This is a genomic window from Nocardioides sp. CF8, from assembly GCF_000389985.1.
Taxonomy (GTDB): Bacteria; Actinomycetota; Actinomycetes; order Propionibacteriales; family Nocardioidaceae; genus Nocardioides; species Nocardioides allogilvus.
This window is the reverse complement of sequence record NZ_CM001852.1, coordinates 2,837,106-2,858,877: the sequence shown is the minus strand read 5'-3', so window position 1 is coordinate 2,858,877 and position 21,772 is coordinate 2,837,106. Positions and strand designations below refer to the sequence as shown.

Below are 21,772 nucleotides of genomic sequence, written 5' to 3'. Positions count from 1 at the left end.
GCAGGCTACCGAGTGGCGAGCAGTCGCTCGCACTCCTCGATCAGTCTGCGCCGCAGCGGCGCGCCCCGCTCCGCGAACGCCCGCTGCGCGCGGACATAGGTTGCCTTCCCCTCCGGCGTCTCGATCGGGATCGGGTCGAAACCGAGGTCCAGCAGGTCGTACGGCGCCGCGCGCATGTCGAGGACACGGATCTCGCGCGCCAGCTCGAAGCAGTCGGCGACCAGGTCGCTGCAGATCATCGGGGTCAGGCGGAACGCGTGCTTGTAGAGGTCCATCCCCGCGTGCAGGCAGCCCGGTTGCTCGTACGCCGCGCGGTCGTCGCTCGCAGGCTGCAGGACGTTGAGCCCGCGCGCGGGTGAGGTGAAGAAGCGGAAGGCGTCGAAGTGGGAGCACTTGACCTGGTGCGCCTCGACAACCTCGTCGGTGCCGGACGACCCGAGCCGCAGCGGCCAGTCGTTGTGCCGCAGCTCGTCGGGGGACTGGCGGTAGACCATCGCCCACTCGTGCAGCCCGAAGCAGCCGGTGTGCGCCGGCCGGGCCTCGGTGGCGCGCAGCAGGTTGAGGAGCCCGCGGACGAGCTGCGCCTGCGACGCGACGTGCTCGGCCGTGACCGCGCCGTCGCGGTAGCCGCGGAGCCCGTCGAACTCCCGGGCGTCGGCCAGCGCGGCGCCGTACCCCGGGTGCCAGCGGCGCAGCTGGGCAGGGCGCTGCGCGTAGTAGGTGAAGAGGAAGTCGTGCACGGGGTGCTTGACCGACGATCCGCGGCGAGCGAGGTGGGGCTCGATGAAGGCGTCGACCCGGGCCGCGTGGGCGGCCGCACGGGCCTGCCATTTCTCGCGTGCCAGCACCTCCATGGCGTGCAAGGCTAGGCGCCATGACCGTCGAGATGCACAACGTCACCTTCGACTGCGCCGACGCCCGCAAGCTCGCGGACTTCTGGGCGGCCCTGCTGGGGTGGAGCGTCTTCCACGACGACGATCCCGAGGTGGTCGTCGCACCCAGCTTCCCGACGCGCGGGCTGGGACTGCTCTTCATCCCGGTCCCCGAGGGCAAGAAGGTCAAGAACCGGCTGCACCTCGACGTCGCGCCGACCGACTGCACCCGTGACGAGCAGGTCGAGCAGGCCATCGTCCTCGGCGCCGCGATCCACGAGGACCACCGCAACGAGGACGGCACCGGCTGGGTCACGATGACCGACCCGGAGGGCAACGAGTTCTGCATCGAGCGCAGCACGGTGGAGAAGGGCGGCCCGCAGCGCGGGGTGTTCCGGCTCGGCTGATCCGCCGTCGGCCGCGCGCTCGACCCACCCGAGCGCCGGATAGGGTCAGGCACGTGCGTATAGCGAGATTTACTGCCGGGGACGAGCCCATGTACGGCGTGGTCACGGGCGAGGTGGACGAGTTCGGCCAACCCTCCGAGGACACGGTGATCGTTGCCCTGGCGGGCGACCCGCTCTATGTCGGCGTCAAGGTCGTCGACCAGCAGTTCAAGCTGGCCGACGTCCGGCTGCTGGCGCCGGTGCTGCCGCGCAGCAAGGTGATCGGGATCGGCCGCAACTACGCCGCCCACGCCGCCGAGCTGGGCAACGACGTGCCGTCCGAGCCGCTGATGTTCATCAAGCCCAACACCAGCGTCGTCGGGCCCGGTGACCCGATCTTCTACCCGGCCCAGTCCAGCGACGTGCAGTTCGAGGGCGAGCTCGCCGTCGTCATCGGCCGCATCTGCCGCGACGTGCCCGTCGAGCAGGCGACCGACGTCATCCACGGCTACACGATCGCCAACGACGTCACCGCTCGAGACCTGCAGAAGAGCGACGTGCAGTTCACCCGGGCGAAGGGCTTCGACTCGTTCTGCCCGCTGGGTCCGTGGATCGAGACCGACCTCGACCCGCAGCACTTCGCCGACGGCGTACGCATCCAGACCCACCTCAACGGCGACCTGAAGCAGGACGGCTCGACCAGCGACCTGATCTTCGACATCCCGACCCTGATCGCCCACGTCTCCAGCGTGATGACGCTGCTGCCCGGCGACGTCATCCTCACCGGCACGCCCGCGGGCGTCGGCCCGATGCAGGTCGGCGACGAAGTGGAGATCTCCATCGCCGGTCTCGGCACCCTCACGAACAAGGTGGCAGCACGATGAGCAACGTCCGCGTCCGTTTCTGCCCGTCCCCGACGGGCTCCCCGCACGTCGGCCTCGCCCGCACGGCGCTGTTCAACTGGGCGTTCGCGCGCCACCACGGCGGCACGATCGTCTTCCGGATGGAGGACACCGACAAGGAGCGCAGCACCCAGGAGTCCTATGACGGGATCCTGGACCTGTGGCGCTGGCTCGGGCTCACCTGGGACGAGGGCATCGAGGTCGGTGGCCCGCACGGCCCGTACAAGCAGAGCGAGCGCGGCGAGATCTACGCCGACGCCCTCGCGCGGCTGCGCGACTCGTCCTACACCTATGAGTGCTTCTGCACCAACGACGAGGTCGACGTACGGCGCAAGGCGAGCGGCTCCAAGGTGATGGGCTACGACGGCTTCTGCCGTGAGCTCACCGCCGAGCAGCGGGCCGCGTTCGAGGCAGATGGTCGCAAGCCCATCGTCCGGTTCCGGATGCCCGACGGGTCGATCACCTGGACCGACCTGGTCCGCGGCGACATCACGTTCGAGACCGCGAACGTCCCCGACTTCGCGCTGTGCCGCGCCAACGGCGACCCGCTCTACACGCTGGTCAACCCCGTCGACGACGCCCTGATGGAGATCACCCACGTGCTGCGCGGCGAGGACCTGCTCTCGAGCACCCCTCGGCAGCTGGCCCTCTTCGAGGCCCTGAAGGAGGTCGGGATCGCGACGGCGACCCCGAGCTACGGGCACCTGCCCTACGTCATGGGGCAGGGCAACAAGAAGCTCTCCAAGCGGGACCCCGAGGCGCACGCGCTGGCCTACCGCGACCAGGGCTTCCTGCCTGAGGGCCTGCTCAACTACCTGGCCCTGCTGGGTTGGGCGATCTCCGGCGACCGCGACATCTTCTCCATGGAGGAGATGGTCGAGGCGTTCGACATCGGCGACGTCAACCCCAACCCGGCGCGCTTCGACATCAAGAAGGCCGACGCGATCAACGCCTCGCACATGCGACTGCTCTCGCTCGACGACATCACCCACCGGGCACTGCCCTTCCTCAAGACGGCCGGAGTGCTGGGCGATCCTGTCTCCGATGCGGACGCGCAGCTGCTCGAGCTGGCGATGCCGCTCGTCGGTGAACGCATCAACAAGCTCACCGAGGCCGCGCCGATGCTCGACTTCCTGTTCGTCGCCGACGCCGACTTCGTGCGCCACGACGAGCTCGACGATGCCGGGCGCGAGGTCGTGCAGGCGGCGTACGACGCCCTCTCGGCCATCGACGTGTGGAGCACCGCCGCCATCGACGAGGCTCTCCGCGCCAAGCTGGTCGACGAGCTGGGGCTCAAGCCGCGCAACGCGTTCGGGCCGGTCCGGATCGCGATCTCGGGCCGCAAGATCAGTCCGCCGCTGTTCGAGTCCCTCGAGCTGCTCGGTCGTGAGCGCTCCATCGCGCGCCTGCGCGACGCGATGTCCGAGTGAGTCGGCCCGAGTGACGATGGGCGCGGGCCTGGAGTACCACCGGCTGCAACGCCTCGGCCGGCCGGGCAGGTGGCGACCGGTCGTCGGCGTGCTGCTCGTGGTGCTCGGGGTCTTCGTCCTGGCGCCGATCGGAGCACTCTTCCCGGTCGTCGCCTGGCTGCTGGCCACCGGCGAGCCGGTCGGTGCCGGCGTGGAGTCCGTGCTCGACCTCGACGACGTGACGCCGCTCGGCCTGGCCTACGTCAACCTCGTGCTCGCCTCGGCCATCCCGGTCGCGATCCTGGTCAACCTCGCCCTGCACGGGCTCGGGCCCGGGTGGTTGATGTCGGTCGCCCGCAGGATCCGCTGGCGGTTCTTCCTGGCCTGCCTGGGCCTGTCCGTCGTGGCTCTGGTCGCGACCGTGCTGGTGTCCACGGTGGTGCCCCAGGGCGGCGGCACCGAGCTGGCGAGCGAGCCCAACGCCTTCACCTCGACCACCCGCGACTTCCTGCTCGTGGTGCTCCTGCTCACGCCGCTGCAGGCTGCGGGGGAGGAGTTCGCGTTCCGCGGCTACCTCATGCAAGCGTTCGGTGGCGTGTTCGGCAACCGCGTCGTCGCGGTGCTGCTCTCGTCACTGCTCTTCGCCCTGGCCCACGGCATCGGCCAGGACCTGCCGATCTTCGTCGACCGCTTCGCGTTCGGGCTGGTGGCCGGCACCCTGGTGATCCTCACCGGTGGGCTCGAGGCGGGCATCGCGATGCACGTCCTGAACAACTTCCTCGCCTTCGGCCTCGCGCTCGCGTTCACCGACATGAGCAGCGCCCTGAACCCCACTGGTGGCACGTGGTGGAGCCTCCCGGGGACACTCACCCAGTCGTTGGTCTACCTCGTCCTGGCGACGCGCCTGGCCCGGCGCTGGGGCCTCGCGACGACCCACGCGCCAACCTGAGAGGCACCGCCATGTCGGAGATCCTGTCTAGGCGAGACCTGGAGTTCCTGCTGCACGAGTGGCTCGATGTCGAGTCCCTCACGGCTCGGGAGAGGTATGCCGAGCACTCGCGTGAGACCTTCGACGGTGTCCTCGGTCTGAGTGAGCGCCTCGCCACCGACCTGTTCGCCCCGCACAACCGCGCAGCCGACCTGGCAGAGCCCACCTGGGACGGCGAGTCCGTGCACCTGCTGCCCGAGGTCAAGAAGGCTGTCGAGGCGTACGCCGCCTCCGACCTGCTGCGCCTGGGCTTCGACGCCGAGCACGACGGACTGCAGCTCCCCACCGTGGTGAGCGTGGCATCCGGAGCCTGGTTCGCCGCCGCGAACATCGGCACCACGGGCTATCTGTCCCTCACGGCCGGCAACGCCAACCTGCTGGTCCACCACGCGCCGCCCGACCTGGTCGAGAAGTTCGTGCCGGCGCTGCTCGAGGGCCGCTTCCTCGGCACGATGGCGCTCTCGGAGCCGGAGTCGGGATCGAACCTGGCCGACATCACGACGCGCGCGGTCCCGCAGGACGACGGGACCTACCGGCTCTTCGGCCAGAAGATGTGGATCTCCGCAGGCGACCACGAGCTCGCTGACAACATCGTGCACCTCGTGCTTGCCAAGATCCCGGGTGGTCCGTCGGGCACGCGTGGCATCTCGTTGTTCCTGGTGCCGAAGGTCCTCGTGGACGACGACGGCTCGCTCGGCGAGCGCAACGACGTGACGCTGACCGGCATCAACCACAAGATGGGCTGGCGCGGCACGGTCAACACTGCGCCGAGCTTCGGTTCCGGCGCGTTCACGCCAGGCGGCCAGCCGGGCGCAGTGGGCTACCTCGTCGGAGAGCCGCACCGTGGGCTGTCGTGCATGTTCACGATGATGAACGAGGCTCGGATCGGGGTCGGGCTGGCCGGTGCTGCACTCGGCTACACCGGCTACCTGAAGTCCCTCGCCTACGCCCGCTCTCGGCCACAGGGTCGCCCCATGGCGGCCGGCCCGGAGGACCCCCAGGTCCCCTTGGTGGAGCACGCAGACGTACGCCGCATGCTGCTGGCGCAGAAGGCCTATGTCGAAGGTGCGCTCGCGCTGGTGCTCTATGCCGCGAGGGTCCATGACGATCTGCTCACCGCCCCGACGGAGGCCGAACGCAATGAGGCCTCCCAGGTCCTCGAGGTGCTCACGCCGATCGTCAAGGACTGGCCCTCTGTCTGGTGCCTGGAGGCGAACAGCCTCGCCATCCAGGTGCTCGGTGGTGCGGGCTACACCCGCGACCACGACGTCGAGCAGCACTACCGCGACAATCGTCTCAACCAGATCCACGAAGGGACCCACGGCATCCAGGGTCTCGATCTCCTCGGGCGCAAGGTGCTGGCTGACGGTGGCGCCCGGCTGCAGGTGCTGGGTGCGCGGATGGCCGTGACGATCGAACGCGCCACCGACCTCGGGGGAGACACCGCGGACTTCGCGGGACGTCTCCAGGAGTCGTTGGACCAGCTGGCGAGCACCATCGGGGCACTTGCCGACCTCGGTGACCTCGACCGGATGATGGCCAACTCGACGGCATTCGTCGAAGCGGTCGGCCACGTCGTGGTGGCCTGGATCTGGCTCGAGCAGCTCGTCGCGTGCGCTGACAAGGCCGGCGACTTCTACGACGGCAAGCGCCAGGCTGCGGCCTACTTCTTCCGCTGGGAGCTGCCGCGCACCCGCGTGCAGTTCGACCTGCTGGCCTCCGGTGACGACACCGCGCTGAGCATGCGCGACGCGTGGTTCTGACGGTGATGGACCGGGCCATTTTGGAAGGGCCGCGCGGTCACGTGTAGGGTTTCCTCTCGGTCCTGAAGACGCGTCAGAAGGACCGAAAACCAGTAAGTCAGTGGGATATGGTGTAATTGGCAACACGACTGGTTCTGGTCCAGTTATTCTAGGTTCGAGTCCTAGTATCCCAGCGAATCTCCGCCCAACAGCGGGGATTTGGAGCGTAACTACGGCCTTGGCTATAGTTCCCTCCGCGTCAAAGCAGTGCTTGCCCCCGTTGTGTAGCGGCCTAGCACGCCGCCCTCTCACGGCGGTAGCGCCGGTTCGAATCCGGTCGGGGGTACAACACTGAGAAGGCCAGTCCGTCAGGACTGGCCTTCTTGCATTTCCCGACCGGGCACAAAGGTGCGCCGCCCCCGCGCGGACGGGCACTTCGTGACCGGTCGGCCGTCGTGTCCGATTCCCGCTAGAGCCGTCGCCGGGACTGCGTCAGACTCGTCAGCATGCAGCGCACCGACCTCGACCCCGAGTCCTGCTACCGGGCCGTGAAGAGCAGGGACCGCCGCTTCGACGGCGTGTTCTACACCTGCGTCGCGACGACGGGGATCTACTGCCGCCCGAGCTGTCCTGCTCGCACGCCCGGCTTCGCCAACGTCACCTTCCGGCCGACGGCGGCGGCCTGTCAGGCAGCGGGCTTCCGGGCCTGCAAGCGGTGCCTGCCCGACGCGACGCCGGGCAGCCCCGACTGGGACGTGGCCGCCGACGTCGCCGGTCGCACGATGCGGCTGATCGCCGACGGCCTGGTCGACCGGGAGGGAGTCGAGGGCCTGGCCGCCCGCGTCGGCTACACGCCCCGGCACCTCGGACGCCTCCTCACCCACGAGCTCGGCGCCGGCCCGCTCGCCCTCGCGCGGGCCCGACGTGCCCAGACGGCTCGCATCCTGATCGAGACCACCGACATGAGCTTCGCCGACGTCGCCTTCGCCGCCGGCTTCAGCAGCGTCCGCCAGTTCAACGAGACGGTGCGCGAGGTCTATGCCGTGTCGCCGACCGAGCTGCGCGGGCGTCGGCGCCGGCCCACGATCGCCGACGGCAGCGTGGTGATGCGGCTGCCCGTGCGCACGCCCTATGCCGGTCGCGACCTGCTCGACTTCCTCGCGCTGCGGGCGGTCCCGGGAGTGGAGGTCGTCGACGGCGACACCTACGCCCGGACCCTCGCGCTGCCCCACGGCCCCGGGACCATCCGGCTCACGCTGCCCGACGTGCCGGTCGGCGGCACGACCGAGTTCGTCCGTGCCGAGCTCGCCCTCACGGACCTGCGTGACACCTCCGCGGCAGTCGAGCGGGCTCGCCGCCTCCTCGACGCGGACTGCGACCCGGTGGCCGTGGCCGACGCCTTCGCGGGCGACAAGGTCCTGGGGCGGCTGGTCAGGCGGACCCCCGGCCTGCGCGTCCCGGGCCACGTCGACGGCAACGAGATCGCCGTACGCGCCGTGCTGGGGCAGCAGGTCAGCGTGGCCGGCGCGCGCACCGTCGCCGCCCGCTTGACGCAGCAGCACGGCACCGAGATCCAGACCACCGTCCCCGGTCTGACCCACCTCTTCCCGAGCATGGAGTCGATCGCCGGGATCGACCCCGAAGACCTGCCGATGCCGCGCTCCCGGGGCCGTGCCCTGACCGGCCTGTGCCGGGCGCTGGCCGAGAAGGTCGTGGTGCTCGACCGGGGTGATGACCGCGACGCCGTACGCGCCGGACTCCTCGACCTGCCCGGGATCGGACCATGGACGGCCGACTACATCGCGATGCGCGCCCTCGGCCACCCCGACGTCTTCCTCGCCACCGACCTCGGCACCCGCGACGCGCTCCGCCGGCTCGGTGCTCCACCCGACCTGGACAGCCAGGCCTGGCGTCCCTGGCGCTCCTACGCACAGACCTATCTCTGGCACTCTCTCTCGCAACCCCAAGGAGACAACTGACATGTGGACCGTGTTGCCCTCACCCATTGGCGACCTGCGGATCATCGAGCGCGACGGCATGATCAGTGCCATCGAGTTCTTCCCGTTCCGGCAGCCCGCGGACGGACGCCCGCTCGGCGACCGCAGCGACGACCACCCGCTCCTGGCCGAGGCCGTGCGTCAGCTCACGGCCTACTTCGAGCGCGACCTCAAGGAGTTCGACCTGCCGCTCGCGCCTCACGGCACGGCGTTCCAGCAGCGCGTCTGGGAACAGCTGCGCCTCATCCCGTACGGCGAAACCGCGTCCTACGGAGAGATCGCCGGACGCCTCGGCATGACCAACGCGGCGAGCCGCGCAGTCGGGCTGGCCAACGGCCGCAACCCGATCCCGATCGTCATCGCGTGCCACCGGGTGATCGGCGCCAACGGGACGCTGACCGGCTATGCCGGCGGCATCGAGCGCAAGCAGACGCTGCTCGAGCTGGAGCAGGACGCGCTCTTCTGACTCAGTGACTGCTCCCAGCCGGTCGCAACGCGCCGCCCACGACCGCTCCCACGACCGCCGGGACGAGCACCAGCCCCAGGGTGAACGGCACGCCGCCGAGGTCGTGGCGGATGAGCTCCGACGCACTCGTGCTCGCGTCGGCCTCGATCACCGCGCGCACGAGGAGCCAGCCGACGGAGAAGGCGGCGGCCACGATCGCCCAGATGATGATCGCGCCGGAGAGGTCCCGAGCGGCGCCATCGACGAAGGCCCAGCCGAAGCTGATCAGCACCAGCGCACCGAACACGATCAGCCCGGCGCCGATGTTCGCCCCACCCCCGTCATCGGGGAAGAGGAGGGGGATCGCCGCGTAGTAGGCGGCGAGGGCGGCCCCCATGGCGACGACGCGGGCCAGGGCTGCGACGGCGAGGCTCATGTCACCAGTGAATCGCCCCTCCGGGCGCCGGCACCACCGGACGGATACTCAGTGGTCGAGATGGCTCTCGCGGATGTTCTCCGCGGGTCGGGCGTTCGGACCGGCCTCACCCTCGTCGGGCTCGCCGGACTCTCCCTCGGGGGCGCCGGCCGTGGCGTCGGAGGGGTCGATGGGCTCAGGCTCGCCGCTCAGGCGCGACACCTCGGACACCTGGCCCTGCTCGTCGGGACGTTCGTCAGGAGTGTTGGTCATGACCGGGCCGTACCCGATCAGGGCCGTCCTAGTCGGCGGCCGCGCGGCGCAGCGACTCGGACAGCCGGTCGGCAGCAGCGAGTACGGCGGGCGCGTGCATGCGACCGGGCTGGCGCGAGAGGCGCTCGAGCGGACCCGAGACCGAGACGGCGGCGATGATCTTGCCGCCGGGGGAGCGGACGGGGGCCGACACCGAGGCGACACCCTGCTCGCGCTCACCGATGGACTGGGCCCAGCCCCGACGGCGGATGCCGGACAGGGCGGTGGCGGAGAAGGCGGCGTTGAGCAGGCCGCGGTGCATGCGTTCCGGGTCCTCCCAGGCGAGCAGCACCTGGGCGGCCGAACCGGCGCGCATCGTCAGCTGGGAACCGATCGGGATCGTGTCGCGCAGGCCGGAGGGACGCTCTGCGGCGGCGACGCAGACGCGGTGGTCGCCCTGGCGGCGCCACAGCTGGGCGGACTCGCCGGTGATGTCGCGCAGGCGGGCCAGGACGGGGCCGGCGGCAGCCAGCAGGCGGTCCTCGCCGGCGGCGGCGGACAGCTCGGCCAGCCGCGGCCCGAGCACGAAGCGGCCCTGCATGTCGCGGGCCACGAGCCGGTGGTGCTCCAGCGCGACGGCGAGACGGTGGGCGGTCGGACGGGCGAGCCCGGTGCCGGCGACGAGACCGGCCAGCGTGGCAGGTCCGGCTTCGAGGGCAGAGAGCACGAGGGCGGCCTTGTCGAGCACGCCGACTCCGCTAGAGTTGTCCATATGGCAATACTGCCGTCTCAGATCATGGGATGCAAGCGGTAGTGTCGGAGACCACCACGAAGGCGTCGGCGATCGAACAGATGTGACCGGCGCTGCGCCGTACGACCAACTCTCATGCGAGAAGGAGCAAGACAATGGGCAAGACCCTGGCCGAGAAGGTGTGGGACGAACACGTCGTCCGTAGTGCCCCAGGGGAGCCCGACCTTCTCTACATCGATCTCCACCTCATCCACGAGGTGACCTCGCCGCAGGCCTTCGACGGCCTGCGCCTGGCGGGCCGTCAGGTCCGCCGCCCCGACCTGACGCTCGCGACCGAGGACCACAACGTCCCGACGATCGACTGGGACAAGCCGATCGCCGACCCGGTCTCCAAGACCCAGGTCGACACCCTGCGTCGCAACGCCGCCGAGTTCGGGGTGCGCCTGCACCCGCTCGGTGACGTCGAGCAGGGGATCGTGCACGTCGTCGGCCCGCAGCTCGGCCTGACCCAGCCGGGCATGACGATCGTGTGCGGCGACAGCCACACCTCGACCCACGGCGCCTTCGGCGCGATCGCCTTCGGCATCGGCACCTCCGAGGTCGAGCACGTCCTCGCGACCCAGACCCTCATGCAGGCCAAGCCGAAGACGATGGCCGTGACCATCAACGGCTCGCTGCCGCCCGGCGTCACCGCCAAGGACATGGTGCTGACCCTGATCACCCACACCGGCACCGGTGGCGGCCAGGGCTACATCGTCGAGTACCGCGGCCAGGCCATCGAGGAGCTCTCGATGGAGGGCCGGATGACGGTCTGCAACATGAGCATCGAGTGGGGCGCGAAGGCCGGCCTCATCGCTCCCGACCAGACCACCTTCGACTACATCGAGGGCAAGCCGGAGGCGCCGAAGGGTGCCGACTGGGACGCCGCGGTGGAGCACTGGAAGACGCTGGTCACCGACGACGACGCGGTCTTCGACGCGGAGATCGTCCTCGACGCCTCGACCATGACCCCGTTCGTCACCTGGGGCACCAACCCCGGCCAGGGCGTGCCGCTCGGCGGCCTCGTGCCGACTCCCTCCGACTTCGAGGAGGAGTCCGACCGGATCGCGGCCGAGAACGCCCTGAAGTACATGGGCCTCGAGGCCGGTACGCCGATGCGCGACGTCCACGTCGACACGGTGTTCGTCGGCTCCTGCACCAACGGCCGCATCGAGGACCTGCGCCTCGCGGCCGAGATCATCAAGGGCCACAAGGTCGCCGACGGCACCCGCCTGCTCGTCGTGCCCGGCTCGGTGCGGGTGCGCCTGCAGGCGATGGAGGAGGGCCTGGACAAGGTCTTCATCGAGGCCGGCGCCGAATGGCGTGGTGCGGGCTGCTCGATGTGCCTGGGCATGAACCCCGACCAGCTGGCCGTCGGTGAGCGCAGCGCCTCCACCTCCAACCGCAACTTCGAAGGTCGTCAGGGCAAGGGTGGTCGCACCCACCTCGTGTCCATCCCCGTAGCTGCCGCCACCGCTGTGCGCGGCACGCTCTCGTCACCTGCTGACCTCGTCAGCGTGGAGGTCTGAGTCATGGAGAAGTTCAGCACGCACACCGGTGTCGCGATGCCGCTCAAGCGCAGCAACGTCGACACCGACCAGATCATCCCGGCGGTCTACCTCAAGCGCGTCACCCGTGACGGGTTCGAGGACGGCCTGTTCGCCGCCTGGCGCAACGACCCCGACTTCGTGCTCAACAAGCCGGAGTACTCCGGGGCGACCGTGCTCGTCGCCGGGCCCGACTTCGGCACCGGCTCGTCGCGTGAGCACGCGGTGTGGGCGTTGCAGAACTACGGCTTCAAGGCTGTCATCTCGTCGCGCTTCGCCGACATCTTCCGCGGCAACTCCGGCAAGGCCGGCCTCGTCGCCGCGCAGGTCGACGAGAAGGTCGTCCAGCGCATCTGGGACTACCTCGACGAGTTCCCCGGCGCGACCGTGACCGTCGACCTGGAGAGCCGGACCGTCACGGCCGGCGAGGGTCCTGACGCGATCGTCGACTCGTTCGACATCGACGACTACACGCGCTGGCGCCTGCTCGAGGGGCTCGACGACGTCGGCATCACGTTGGGTCACGACGACGTCATCGCGGCGTACGAGAACGCGCGACCGAGCTGGAAACCCGCAACCCAGAAGGCCTGAACCCCTGAGGCGCCGAGCCTCGGCCGCAAGAAAAGCGGCCTAAAACACCCCGTGGTGATTGTGACCCATGCCACGAGTGCCTAGCGTGCCAAGCACAACGCCGGGCACGGGCTCGGTGCCATTGGTTCATTGGAAGGGAAGCTAGTGAACAAGACACAGCTCATCGACGCACTTGCTGCGCGTTACGAGGGCAACCGCAAGCAGGCTGCCCACGCGCTCGAGTCGGTGCTCGACACCATCACGCGTGAGGTCGCTCGCGGCGAGAAGGTCGCGATCACCGGATTCGGCTCGTTCGAGAAGTCCGTCCGCAATGCCCGGTGGGTGCGCAACCCGCAGACCGGCGAGCGGATGAAGTCGAAGAAGAAGTCGGTGCCCAAGTTCACGGCCGGCCAAGAGTTGAAGAACATCATCGCCGGCGCCAAGAAGCTCCCGAAGCTGTCGGCGGCGAACATGCCGAAGCCGCCGTCGGTGCGCAGCGTGGCCTCCGCGGCCTCGGCTCCGGCCAGGGCTGCGGCCAAGAAGGCGACCCCGGCCAAGAAGTCGGCGCCCGCGAAGAAGGCAGCACCGGCCAAGGCTGCTGCGACCAAGAAGGCAACGCCCGCGAAGAAGGCCGCGCCCGCAAAGAAGGCGACGCCCGCGAAGAAGGCACCCGCCGCCAAGAAGGCACCCGCCACGAAGGCACCCGCCGCCAAGAAGGCGACGACCAAGAAGGCCGCTCCGGCGAAGTCGACCGCGGCCAAGACCACGACTGCCAAGACCACCACGGCGAAGAAGGCCCCAGCCAAGAAGGCTCCGGCCAAGAAGACCGCCACCAAGACGGCGGCCAAGACGGCGGCCAAGAAGTCCTGATCGATCAGCGTTGATGGCGGGTCACCCTCGGGTGGCCCGCCATCACTGCGTCTGGGCCTCCCACACCCGGGCGGTGTGCGCGCCGACCCCGAGCTCGAGGGCTCGGGCCAGGTCGGCGGGCTCGTCGACGTCCAGGCGCAGGGTCGAGGCGGCCACGACGATCTCGCGGGCGCCGTGGGTGAGGTGCAGGGCGGCCGACTCGTGGCCGAACGCCGGGTCGAAGGCGGTGTGCGCAGCGGCGTACATCGTGGTGCCGGAACCGGCGGCGTCGCGCACGAAACTCGGCCCGTCCACCTCGGCGAGGGCGGCAGCGAGGTCGTCGCTCACCAGGCAGGGCAGGTCGGCACACAGCGCGACCGGCACGGCGTCGGGCCAGCGCCGCGCGGCCTCGGCTGCCGCTTGGCGCAGGGTCGCGTTGAGGTCCTCGGAGACCCCGTCGGGGATGACCTCGCAGCCGTCGGTCCGCAGGTCGGCCGCGAACCGGAAGTCGTCGGTGACGACGAGGACGGCCGCGACGCCGGGAGTACGGCGCGCGGCGGCGACCGTGTCCCGGGCGAACGCCGCGGCGAGGTCGCGGCGGCGGGCGGCCGGCAGCACGTCGAGGCGCGACTTGGCGCGCGCCGGTGGCTTGGCCGGCACGATCACCACGAAGGAACCGGCAGGCGACGGTGGAGTCATATCGCGTCCGATCCTCGCATCCTTGCGAGTAGCCTGCTCACCGACGATCAGGAGGATGGTGCGTGTCAGTTCGCAGAGTTCGGGACAAGAGTGGCTGGGCGGTGAACTTCGCGGTCGTCACGATCAAGCCGGCCATGCTGGCGACGTCGTCGCACACCTGGATCGACGGTGACAAGATCCCGGCCACCGGGGGCTGCCTCGTCGTGCCCAACCACATCTCCCACCTCGACCCGCTGCTGACGGCCTACTTCGTCCACGACCACGGCCGGATCCCGCGCTACCTCGCGAAGTCGGTGCTGTTCCGCACGAAGTTCGTCGGCACGGTGCTGACGTCGGCCAAGCAGATCCCGGTCGAGCGCCTCACCAAGGACGCCGTCGGTGCCTTCGATGCCGCGGTGCAGGCCGTCGACGACGGTGAGTGCGTCGTGGTCTATCCCGAGGGCACGCTCACGCGCGATCCCGACCTGTGGCCCATGACCGGCAAGTCGGGCGCGGCCCGGATCGCGCTCGCGACGGGTGCACCCGTCATCCCGGTCGGTCACTGGGGAGTGCAGGAGATCCTCTATCCCTACTCCTCCCGCCCTCGCCTGTTCCCGCGCAAGCACGTCACGATGAAGGCGGGCGACCCCGTCCCGCTCGACGACCTGCGCGCCCAGCCGCTCAGTGCCAAGGTGGTTGCCCAGGCCACCGGTCGCATCATGGCGGCCGTCACCGAGATCGTCGCCGACCTGCGCGGCGAGCAGGCACCCACGGAACGTTTCGACCCCCGCAAGGCCGGTGTGCAGCAGATCGGCAACCCGACCAAGAAGAAGAAGGACCGCCCATGACCAAGATCGCCGTGTTCAGTGCCGGATCGTGGGGGACCGCGTTCTCCATCGTGCTCGCCGACGCCGGGAACGAGGTGACGATGTGGGCCCGTCGTCCCGAGCTCGCCGACGCCATCAACACCACCCACCAGAACCCCGACTACCAGCCGGGCATCGACCTGCCGGCCGGGGTCTCGGCCAGCCACGAGGTCGACAAGGCGCTGCACGGCGCCGAGGTGGTCGTGCTGGCGACGCCCTCGCAGTCGCTGCGGGCCAACCTCACCGAGTGGGCCCCCCACATCGAGAAGGACGCCGTCCTGGTCTCGCTGATGAAGGGCGTCGAGCTCGGCACCCTCAACCGCATGAGCGAGGTGATCGCCCAGGTGACCGGTGCGGGCCCCGAGCGGATCGCCGTCGTCAGCGGGCCCAACCTGTCGCCCGAGATCGCGCGCCGCGAGCCGGCCGCCTCCGTCGTGGCCTGTGAGGACGAGGCGGTCGCCCGCCGGATCCAGGGCCTGTGCCACTCGCCGGCCTTCCGGCCCTACACCTCGGTCGACGTGCTCGGCTGCGAGATCGGCGGTGCCTACAAGAACGTCGTCGGCCTGGCCGTCGGCATGGCCGTGGGCCTCGGCTTCGGCGACAACACGACCGCGTCCCTGATCACCCGCGGGCTGGCGGAGACGGCCCGGATGGCGATGGCCCAGGGCGCCAACCCGCTGACCCTGATGGGCCTGGCCGGGCTCGGCGACCTCGTCGCCACCTGTTCCTCGCCGCTCTCGCGCAACCGCTCGTTCGGCGAGAAGCTCGGCCAGGGCATGACCACCGAGGAGATCTACGCCTCGACCAACCAGGTCGCCGAGGGTGCCAAATCGTGCAAGTCGCTGCTGGCGCTGGCGAAGAGCTATGGCGTGGACGCGCCCATCGCCGAGCACGTCGACGCGGTCGTCGACGGACGGATGACCGCGCTGGAGATGATGAACAGCTTCATCGCGCGCGACACCAAGGCCGAGACGGACTGATCGACTCGGCGCTACGGCGCCTCGGACCTAGCGGCTGGCACGACGTCACAGGGCTTGACGGGGCCTGCCGCGACGTCGAAGTCGACGCGGCTGTGGAAGCCCTGCGTGACGGTCGTGCCTTCCTCGACCTCGAGCTCGGCCATCTCGTCCGCGGTCATCTCGCGACCGGACACCCACATCACGAAGGTCTCCCCGTCGCGGACCGCACCGGGCGGCAGCACGATCTGCAGGATGCTCGAGCCGAGCGCGGCGCGCATGCCGGTCAGCCGGCGCTCGACCGCGACGTAGCGTCCCGCCGCGCACGCCTGGCCGTACGGCAGGTAGCGGATGTCGGCAGCGACGCCGTGCTCGGCCAGTGCCTCCTCCAGTCCGGCCGCGTCCTCGAGCCGACGCACCTCCACGGTGATCTGCCCGGAGTTGCCCTCGGAGACCGAGTAGGCGGCGGTGGGTCCGAGGCCCGGGATCACCAGGACCCCGGCGACGGCCGCGGCAGCCACACCTGCCCCGGCCACGATTCGACGTCGGGTCGTACGGCGACGCCCGGACGCGCCGACGACCTGCTCGCGGAAGGCGTCGAGCTCGTCGAGCAGTCGGGTCTCGAAGGAGTCGAGCTGCGTGCTCATGTCATCACCTCAAAGGGATCGGGAAGGTCGAGCCGGAGTCGGGTGCGGCCGCGGTGGTAGCGCACCCGGGCGTTCGTGGCAGTGATGCCGAGCGCGGCTGCGGCCTCGGTCAGGCTGAGGCCGTCCACCGCGACCAGCTCGACCACGGCGCGCTGGGTGGCCGGGAGCTCGGCCACCCGGGCCAGGACCAGCCGGGCTGCTCGCTCACCGTCGATGCGGGTGACGATGTGGTCGGTGGAGGATTCGTCGAGGAGAGCCCGGCCCTCGATCCGACCGTTGGCCGTGTGCTCTCGTGATCGGCGTCGGTGGTGCATCGCGACCACGTTGCGGGCGATGCCGGCCAGCCAAGCGCGGGGAGCAGCACCGGTGTCCTGGTAGCGATCCGCCGCTCCGATCGCGGCGATGAAGACGTCGGCGGTCAGGTCGGCTGCGGTGTCGGCGTCGTCCACTCGTCGGGCCACGAATCGCCGTACCCACGGAAGGTGCTCGAGGTAGAAGGCCTCGAGCGACTCGCGATCATGCAGGATCGCGGAGACGGGTGTGGGGTCCATACCTGTTCATTGCCGCTCTGTGGTGGGGCGTTACATCGCGCGACTAGCCCACGCAGCCGTCGAGCGCGGTGCGCAGGTCGTTCCAGAGGTCCTCGACGTCCTCGATGCCGACGGAGAGCCGGACCAGTCCTTCGGGGATGGTCGGCGCCTCGGCCTTCCAGCGACGGCGGCGCTCGAGGGTCGACTCGACGCCGCCGAGCGAGGTGGCGTGCACCCACAGCTTCGTCTTGTGGGTCAGCAGGTCGGCGGCCATGGCGCCCTGCGCGAGCACGATCGAGACGATGCCGCCGAAGCCGGGATAGCGGACCTCGGCGATCGCCGGGTGGTCGGGCAGGCGGCGTACGAGCTCCTGGGCGTTGGCCTGGGCGCGCTCGACGCGCACGTGCAGGGTACGCATGCCCCGCAGGACCAGCCAGGCCTCGAAGGCTCCCGGGATGGCGCCCATCAGGTCGCGACGGTTCTTGAGCACGCTGTAGAGCTCGTCGTCGCTCGTGCAGATCGCTCCCAGCAGGACGTCGCTGTGCCCGGCGAGATACTTCGTCGCGGAGTGCACGACGAGGTCGACGCCCATCGCGAGCGGCGTCTGCAGCAGGGGAGTGGCGAAGGTGTTGTCGACGGCGACGTAGGCCCCGGCGTCGTGGGCGGCGGCGGTGATCGTCTCGATGTCGGCCAGCTCGAGGGCGGGGTTGGTCGGCGACTCGAGCCAGACCAGCGCGGCGTCCTCGCAGGCCTTGACGACGGCGTCGGTGTCGGTGATGTCCACCAGCTCCGCGGTGATGCGACCGCGTGCCTCGAGGTCGGCGAGCTGCAGGATCGTGCCGCTGTAGGAGTGACGAGGGGCGACCACCTTGGCGCCGTTGCCGACGAGGTCGAGCACCGTCGTCACGGCCGCCATGCCGGAGGCGAAGGTCAGGCACCGACCGCCCTCGAGGGCGCCCAGGGTGTCCTCCAGCGCGGTCCACGTCGGGTTGGCGTAGCGGCCGTACTCGAGGTCCCCGCCCGCGACGTACGTCGAGGCCATCGTGATCGGGGCGTTGAGCGGCGCGTCGGGGAGCGGGTCGGGGCGCCCGGCGGTGACGGCCAGCGTGGCGGGGGAGAGTGACGGGTCTGGAGCCATGTCCGCCAGCCTAGGCCGATAGGGTCTTCGCAATGAACGAGCCCCGAAAGCCTCGCGTCGCCGTCGTCTTCGGTGGTCGGTCCAGCGAACACGGAATCTCCTGCGTCACGGCCGGCAGCGTCCTGGCCGCGATCGACCGGGAGAAGTACGACGTCGTCCCGGTCGGCATCGCCACGGACGGTCGCTGGGTGCTGGAGGCCGACGACGCCTCCCGACTGGCCATCGACGGATCGAGCCTGCCCGAGGTCGACGCGACGCGCTCGATGGTCGCCCTGCTCGGCGCTGCCGGCTCGACCGACCTGGTCGTGACAGAGGCCGCGCAGGTGCCGCAGACCCTCGGCTCGGTCGACGTCGTCTTCCCGCTCCTGCACGGCCCCTGGGGCGAGGACGGCACCCTCCAGGGGATGCTCGAGATGGCCGGCGTCCGCTACGTCGGATCCGGCGTCCTCGCGTCGGCCGTCGGCATGGACAAGGCCTACATGAAGGTCGTGCTGGAGGCGGCGGGCCTGCCCGTCACGCCCGGCATCACGATCACCCGTCGTGAGTGGCAGACCGACCAGCTCGCCACGACCGAGCGCATCGAGGCCCTGGCCTACCCCTCCTTCGCCAAGCCCGCACGCGGCGGCTCGAGCATCGGCATCAGCAAGATCCACGACCGCAGCGAGATCGTCGAGGCCATCGACCTGGCGCTGGAGTACGACGCCAAGGTGCTCGTCGAGGTGGCCGTCGTGGGCGGACGCGAGGTCGAGTGCGGAGTGCTCGCCACGACCGACGGCGACCCGGAGACGTCCCGCCCGGCCGAGGTCCGCACCGGCGGCGACCACGAGTTCTACGACTTCGAGGCGAAGTACCTCTCCGGCCAGGACACCGAGATCGACCTGCCCGCCGACCTGCCGCCCGAGGTCGAGCAGGAGCTGCGACGACTGGCCGTGCGTGCGTTCGAGGCCCTGTCGTGCGAGGGGCTGGCGCGCGTCGACTTCTTCGTCCTGCCCGACGGGTCGCTCATCATCAACGAGCTGAACACGATGCCGGGCTTCACGCCCACCTCGATGTTCCCGCAGATGTGGGCCGAGTCGGGCGTGAGCTATCCCGACCTCGTCGACCGGCTGATCACGCTCGCGCTCGAGCGCGACACCGGCCTGCGCTGACCGGTCAGAGGCAGGGCTCGCCCTCGGCGAGCGTCTCCTCGATCGCCGGCGCGATCTCGACCAGCACCGCGTCGCTGCCACGGTGCTCGGCGGGGATCACGACGCTGACGCGCGGCGAGTGGGTCAGGGCCGTGGCGACGATGTCGACCGACGGCTCCTTGAGGTCCGCGGGCGGCAGGAACCAGCCCACGCCGCCGACGACGGAGCAGGAGGAATAGTCGTTGTACGCCGCCGGCAGCCCGACCCCGCAGGTGAGCTCGATCCCGGCCCACGCAGCGGTGCGGTCGCTGTCGTCGGAGAGGTCCTCGTCGGCGACCCGGTCCGGCAGCGCGGCCGTCAGGTCGGCGCAGGCATCGGCCTCGGCGTCGGAGATCGCCGGCAGGTCGGGGGAGCAGCCCGCGAGCAGCAGGAGGCCGAGCACAGCAACGCCCCGCGTCCGGAGGGACACGGGGCGTCGGTGAGCCAGGCTCAGATGTGGACGACGGGGCACGTCAGCGTGCGCGTGATGCCGTCGAGGTTCTGCACCTTGGAGACGACCAGCTTGCCGAGCTCGTCGACGTTGCGCGCCTCGGCGCGGACGATCACGTCGTACGGACCGGTGACGTCCTCGGCGAGCGTGACGCCCTTGACCTGGGCAATGGCCTTGGCGACCTCGGCGGCCTTGCCGACGTCGGTCTGGATCAGGATGTAGGCCTGGACGACCATCGTGGACTCCTCGGTGTCGAGCTGAGTGGAACAGGTTCGCGTGCGAGCGCCAACCTACCGCGACAGCAGCCACTTCTCGATAGCTGCCCGTCACCGGCGTCCGGCACACCCATCTGGTCTGATGGGCCGCATGGCATTTCCCGCAGGAGCGACCCTGGCCGACGCCGGCGAATTCGGCCTGATCGAGGCCTTCACCGCACTCTTCGAGCAGGGCGAGCACGTGCTCATCGGCCCCGGCGACGACGCCGCCGTGCTGCGGATCCGCAACGGCCACGTCGTCGTCTCCACCGACCTGATGGTGGAGGGGCGCCACTTCCGTCGCGACTGGGCGAGCGCCGAGGACGTCGGGCACCGCGCCGCTGCGCAGAACCTCTCCGACATCAACGCCATGGGCGGCAGCGCGCACTCGCTGACGATCGGGCTGGCGGCGCCGCCCGACCTGCCGGCGCAGTGGGCGCTCGACTTCGCCCGCGGGTTCGCCGCCGAGTGCGCCACCGTCGGCGCGAGCGTCGTCGGGGGAGACCTGACGCGCGCGGACGAGATCGTGATCGCGGTGACCGTCATCGGCGCGTGCACCCAGGCGCCCGTGGTGCGCTCCGGTGCGGCGGCCGGCGACGTCCTCGCCATCATGGGACGGCAGGGCTGGGCGGCCGGCGGGCTGGCCGTGCTCGGCCGCGGCTTCCGCTCGCCGCGTGTGCTGGTGGAGGCCTACCGCCGCCCGCAGCCGCCGTACGCCGCCGGCCGGATCGCCGCCGAGGCGGGCGCGACGTCCATGATCGACATCTCCGACGGCCTGCTCGCCGAGGCGCGCCACCTGGCCGACGAGAGCGGTGTCGCGATCGACGTACGCCGCACGGCGTTCGACCTCGCGGAGCCGCTCGTCGCAGTGGGGGCCGCGCTCGGTGTGGAGCCGCTGCAGTTCGTGCTGGGCGGCGGCGACGACCACGCGCTGCTCGCGACCTTCCCCAGCGCCGGGGCCGTGCCCGAGGGCTGGCAGGTCATCGGCTCGGTGCAGGACGGAGAGGGTGTGACCGTCGACGGCGGGGACTACGAGGGCCCTACCGGCTGGACCCACTTCTGAGCCATTCCTCGCTCGATTTCATCCAGCCCCGCGGTTCGGATACTCTTGTTCGGTTGCTCGCTGGCCGGTCTCGGTCCCAGGCGGGCCCGAACGTTCTCGAATCACCAACGAATCTTCAGGAGTACACGGTGGCTGCCGTCTGTGACATCTGCGCCAAGAAGCCCGGCTTCGGCAACAACCGACCCTGGTCGCGCAAGATTACGAAGCGTCGCTTCGACCCGAACATCCAGCGCGTGCGTGCGACCGTCAACGGTGCACCCAAGCGACTGAACGTCTGCACCGGCTGCATCAAGGCCGGCAAGGTCAGCCGCTGACCTGACGCGTTTTCCCGACAGGCCCCGAGAGCTCTGCTCTCGGGGCCTGTCGCGTTGGAACCGCTCCGGCTGTTCGATGTCGGGGGCCACCGCTAGCCTGTGCCCTTCGACGAACACGACCGCGAGAGGTGCTTGATGGAGACCGTGCCGAGCGGCATCTCGACGGCTGCCCTGGCCCGTTTCGTGGAGATCGCCACCGACGCCCTCTCCGGTGCGCGCGAGGAGATCGACGCGCTCAACGTCTATCCCGTGCCCGACGGCGACACCGGCACCAACATGTTCCTCACCATCTCCGCCGCCCGCGACGCGATCGTGCAGGCCGTGGCCCAGGACCCCGAGCTCGACCGCCTCGAGGCGATGCGGATCCTGGCTCGGGGCGCGCTCCTGGGGGCCCGCGGCAACTCCGGCGTCATCCTGAGCCAGATGCTCGGGGCCTATGTCTCGCGGCTGGCCGAGGAGACCGGCGAGTCGCGCAACGCCCTGGTGGCCGCCGAGGCGATGCAGCGGGCGACCGACGCGTCCTACGCCGCCGTCGGGGTGCCCGT

The 21,772-nt window shown here is 70.3% G+C and carries 26 protein-coding genes and 2 tRNA genes; 18 read left to right on the top strand and 10 right to left on the bottom strand.

Going from position 1 to position 21,772, the window contains the following annotated elements; translation table 11 throughout:
- Nucleotides 1–5: 5 nt before the first annotated feature.
- Nucleotides 6–854: a hypothetical protein gene (locus CF8_RS13990; protein ID WP_010833757.1), complete on the bottom strand. Its 849-nt coding sequence runs from the start codon at nucleotides 852–854 to the stop codon at nucleotides 6–8.
- Nucleotides 855–874: 20 nt separating this feature from the next.
- On the opposite strand from CF8_RS13990, the gene CF8_RS13985 reads away from it, so the two are divergent.
- From CF8_RS13985 to CF8_RS13945, 9 genes are all read left to right on the top strand, one after another.
- On the top strand, nucleotides 875–1,279 hold the full coding sequence (locus tag CF8_RS13985) for a VOC family protein (protein WP_010833756.1): 405 nt from the start codon (nucleotides 875–877) through the stop codon (nucleotides 1,277–1,279).
- A 53-nt stretch (nucleotides 1,280–1,332) separates the two neighbouring features.
- On the top strand, nucleotides 1,333–2,142 hold the full coding sequence (locus CF8_RS13980) for a fumarylacetoacetate hydrolase family protein (protein WP_036491071.1): 810 nt from the start codon (nucleotides 1,333–1,335) through the stop codon (nucleotides 2,140–2,142).
- Nucleotides 2,139–3,590 carry a glutamate--tRNA ligase gene (gene gltX / locus CF8_RS13975; RefSeq protein ID WP_010833754.1) on the top strand — a complete coding sequence of 484 codons (1,452 nt, stop codon included), beginning with the start codon at nucleotides 2,139–2,141 and terminating at the stop codon, nucleotides 3,588–3,590. The genes CF8_RS13980 and gltX overlap by 4 nt, the downstream gene beginning before the upstream one ends.
- Nucleotides 3,591–3,606: 16 nt before the next feature.
- Nucleotides 3,607–4,518, top strand: coding sequence for a CPBP family intramembrane glutamic endopeptidase (locus CF8_RS13970; protein WP_036491069.1), 912 nt, complete (start codon nucleotides 3,607–3,609; stop codon nucleotides 4,516–4,518).
- Between the two features lie 11 nt (nucleotides 4,519–4,529).
- A complete protein-coding gene (locus CF8_RS13965; protein WP_010833752.1) occupies nucleotides 4,530–6,320 on the top strand; it encodes an acyl-CoA dehydrogenase in 1,791 nt (596 codons plus the stop codon).
- A gap of 101 nt (nucleotides 6,321–6,421) precedes the next feature.
- Nucleotides 6,422–6,493 (top strand) — tRNA-Gln (locus tag CF8_RS13960).
- A 79-nt stretch (nucleotides 6,494–6,572) separates the two neighbouring features.
- A tRNA-Glu gene (locus CF8_RS13955) sits at nucleotides 6,573–6,645 on the top strand.
- A 160-nt stretch (nucleotides 6,646–6,805) separates the two neighbouring features.
- Nucleotides 6,806–8,278, top strand: a complete 1,473-nt coding sequence (locus tag CF8_RS13950; protein WP_010833751.1) for a DNA-3-methyladenine glycosylase 2 — start codon at nucleotides 6,806–6,808, stop codon at nucleotides 8,276–8,278.
- 1 nt (nucleotide 8,279) lies between these two features.
- Nucleotides 8,280–8,762, top strand: coding sequence for a methylated-DNA--[protein]-cysteine S-methyltransferase (locus CF8_RS13945; RefSeq protein WP_010833750.1), 483 nt, complete (start codon nucleotides 8,280–8,282; stop codon nucleotides 8,760–8,762).
- Nucleotide 8,763: 1 nt separating this feature from the next.
- Here the strand turns inward: CF8_RS13945 and CF8_RS13940 are convergent, their stop codons facing one another.
- From CF8_RS13940 to CF8_RS13930, 3 genes are read right to left on the bottom strand one after another with little or no spacing between them, the layout of a single operon-like run.
- Nucleotides 8,764–9,177: a hypothetical protein gene (locus CF8_RS13940; protein ID WP_010833749.1), complete on the bottom strand. Its 414-nt coding sequence runs from the start codon at nucleotides 9,175–9,177 to the stop codon at nucleotides 8,764–8,766.
- A gap of 48 nt (nucleotides 9,178–9,225) precedes the next feature.
- A complete protein-coding gene (locus tag CF8_RS13935; protein WP_036491066.1) occupies nucleotides 9,226–9,429 on the bottom strand; it encodes a hypothetical protein in 204 nt (67 codons plus the stop codon).
- Between the two features lie 28 nt (nucleotides 9,430–9,457).
- Nucleotides 9,458–10,180, bottom strand: a complete 723-nt coding sequence (locus CF8_RS13930; RefSeq protein ID WP_036491064.1) for an IclR family transcriptional regulator — start codon at nucleotides 10,178–10,180, stop codon at nucleotides 9,458–9,460.
- 134 nt (nucleotides 10,181–10,314) lie between these two features.
- Here CF8_RS13930 and leuC point away from each other — a divergent pair, with 134 nt between their 5' ends.
- The 3 genes from leuC (at nucleotide 10,315) to CF8_RS13915 (ending at nucleotide 13,185) form a co-directional block, all read left to right on the top strand.
- Nucleotides 10,315–11,727, top strand: coding sequence for a 3-isopropylmalate dehydratase large subunit (gene leuC, locus CF8_RS13925; protein ID WP_010833747.1), 1,413 nt, complete (start codon nucleotides 10,315–10,317; stop codon nucleotides 11,725–11,727).
- Nucleotides 11,728–11,730: 3 nt separating this feature from the next.
- Nucleotides 11,731–12,336, top strand: a complete 606-nt coding sequence (gene leuD, locus CF8_RS13920) for a 3-isopropylmalate dehydratase small subunit (RefSeq protein WP_010833746.1) — start codon at nucleotides 11,731–11,733, stop codon at nucleotides 12,334–12,336.
- Between the two features lie 144 nt (nucleotides 12,337–12,480).
- Nucleotides 12,481–13,185 carry an HU family DNA-binding protein gene (locus CF8_RS13915; protein WP_010833745.1) on the top strand — a complete coding sequence of 235 codons (705 nt, stop codon included), beginning with the start codon at nucleotides 12,481–12,483 and terminating at the stop codon, nucleotides 13,183–13,185.
- Between the two features lie 42 nt (nucleotides 13,186–13,227).
- On the opposite strand, the gene cofC is transcribed toward CF8_RS13915, so the two are convergent.
- Nucleotides 13,228–13,863, bottom strand: coding sequence for a 2-phospho-L-lactate guanylyltransferase (gene cofC / locus CF8_RS13910; RefSeq protein WP_010833744.1), 636 nt, complete (start codon nucleotides 13,861–13,863; stop codon nucleotides 13,228–13,230).
- Between the two features lie 62 nt (nucleotides 13,864–13,925).
- On the opposite strand from cofC, the gene CF8_RS13905 reads away from it, so the two are divergent.
- The gene (locus CF8_RS13905) at nucleotides 13,926–14,690 is read left to right on the top strand and encodes a lysophospholipid acyltransferase family protein (protein WP_036491062.1); all 765 of its coding nucleotides are present in this window, start codon (nucleotides 13,926–13,928) and stop codon (nucleotides 14,688–14,690) included.
- Nucleotides 14,687–15,688, top strand: coding sequence for an NAD(P)H-dependent glycerol-3-phosphate dehydrogenase (locus CF8_RS13900; RefSeq protein WP_010833742.1), 1,002 nt, complete (start codon nucleotides 14,687–14,689; stop codon nucleotides 15,686–15,688). The genes CF8_RS13905 and CF8_RS13900 overlap by 4 nt, the downstream gene beginning before the upstream one ends.
- Before the next feature lie 11 nt (nucleotides 15,689–15,699).
- On the opposite strand, the gene CF8_RS21095 is transcribed toward CF8_RS13900, so the two are convergent.
- From CF8_RS21095 to CF8_RS13885, 3 genes are read right to left on the bottom strand one after another with little or no spacing between them, the layout of a single operon-like run.
- Nucleotides 15,700–16,311 carry a hypothetical protein gene (locus CF8_RS21095; protein WP_010833741.1) on the bottom strand — a complete coding sequence of 204 codons (612 nt, stop codon included), beginning with the start codon at nucleotides 16,309–16,311 and terminating at the stop codon, nucleotides 15,700–15,702.
- Nucleotides 16,308–16,862 carry an RNA polymerase sigma factor gene (locus CF8_RS13890; RefSeq protein ID WP_010833740.1) on the bottom strand — a complete coding sequence of 185 codons (555 nt, stop codon included), beginning with the start codon at nucleotides 16,860–16,862 and terminating at the stop codon, nucleotides 16,308–16,310. Before CF8_RS13890 ends, CF8_RS21095 begins: the two co-directional genes overlap by 4 nt.
- A 43-nt stretch (nucleotides 16,863–16,905) precedes the next feature.
- A complete protein-coding gene (locus CF8_RS13885; RefSeq protein ID WP_010833739.1) occupies nucleotides 16,906–17,979 on the bottom strand; it encodes a trans-sulfuration enzyme family protein in 1,074 nt (357 codons plus the stop codon).
- A 32-nt stretch (nucleotides 17,980–18,011) separates the two neighbouring features.
- On the opposite strand from CF8_RS13885, the gene CF8_RS13880 reads away from it, so the two are divergent.
- Complete coding sequence (locus CF8_RS13880) at nucleotides 18,012–19,127, top strand: D-alanine--D-alanine ligase family protein (RefSeq protein WP_010833738.1); 1,116 nt, start codon at nucleotides 18,012–18,014, stop codon at nucleotides 19,125–19,127.
- Between the two features lie 4 nt (nucleotides 19,128–19,131).
- On the opposite strand, the gene CF8_RS21090 is transcribed toward CF8_RS13880, so the two are convergent.
- Both CF8_RS21090 and CF8_RS13870 read right to left on the bottom strand, forming a co-directional pair.
- Nucleotides 19,132–19,575 (bottom strand): DUF3515 domain-containing protein, encoded by a 444-nt coding sequence (locus tag CF8_RS21090; protein WP_198016851.1) that lies wholly within the window; start codon nucleotides 19,573–19,575, stop codon nucleotides 19,132–19,134.
- Nucleotides 19,576–19,595: 20 nt separating this feature from the next.
- Complete coding sequence (locus CF8_RS13870) at nucleotides 19,596–19,832, bottom strand: Lrp/AsnC family transcriptional regulator (protein ID WP_010833736.1); 237 nt, start codon at nucleotides 19,830–19,832, stop codon at nucleotides 19,596–19,598.
- 130 nt (nucleotides 19,833–19,962) lie between these two features.
- On the opposite strand from CF8_RS13870, the gene CF8_RS13865 reads away from it, so the two are divergent.
- From CF8_RS13865 to CF8_RS13855, 3 genes are all read left to right on the top strand, one after another.
- Entirely contained in the window at nucleotides 19,963–20,913 is a 951-nt protein-coding gene (locus CF8_RS13865) for a thiamine-phosphate kinase (protein ID WP_036493185.1), read from the top strand.
- A gap of 128 nt (nucleotides 20,914–21,041) precedes the next feature.
- Nucleotides 21,042–21,227 carry a 50S ribosomal protein L28 gene (rpmB, locus tag CF8_RS13860; protein WP_036491057.1) on the top strand — a complete coding sequence of 62 codons (186 nt, stop codon included), beginning with the start codon at nucleotides 21,042–21,044 and terminating at the stop codon, nucleotides 21,225–21,227.
- 135 nt (nucleotides 21,228–21,362) lie between these two features.
- Nucleotides 21,363–21,772: DAK2 domain-containing protein (locus tag CF8_RS13855; RefSeq protein ID WP_036491055.1), on the top strand; the 410-nt coding region annotated here is incomplete at its 3' end.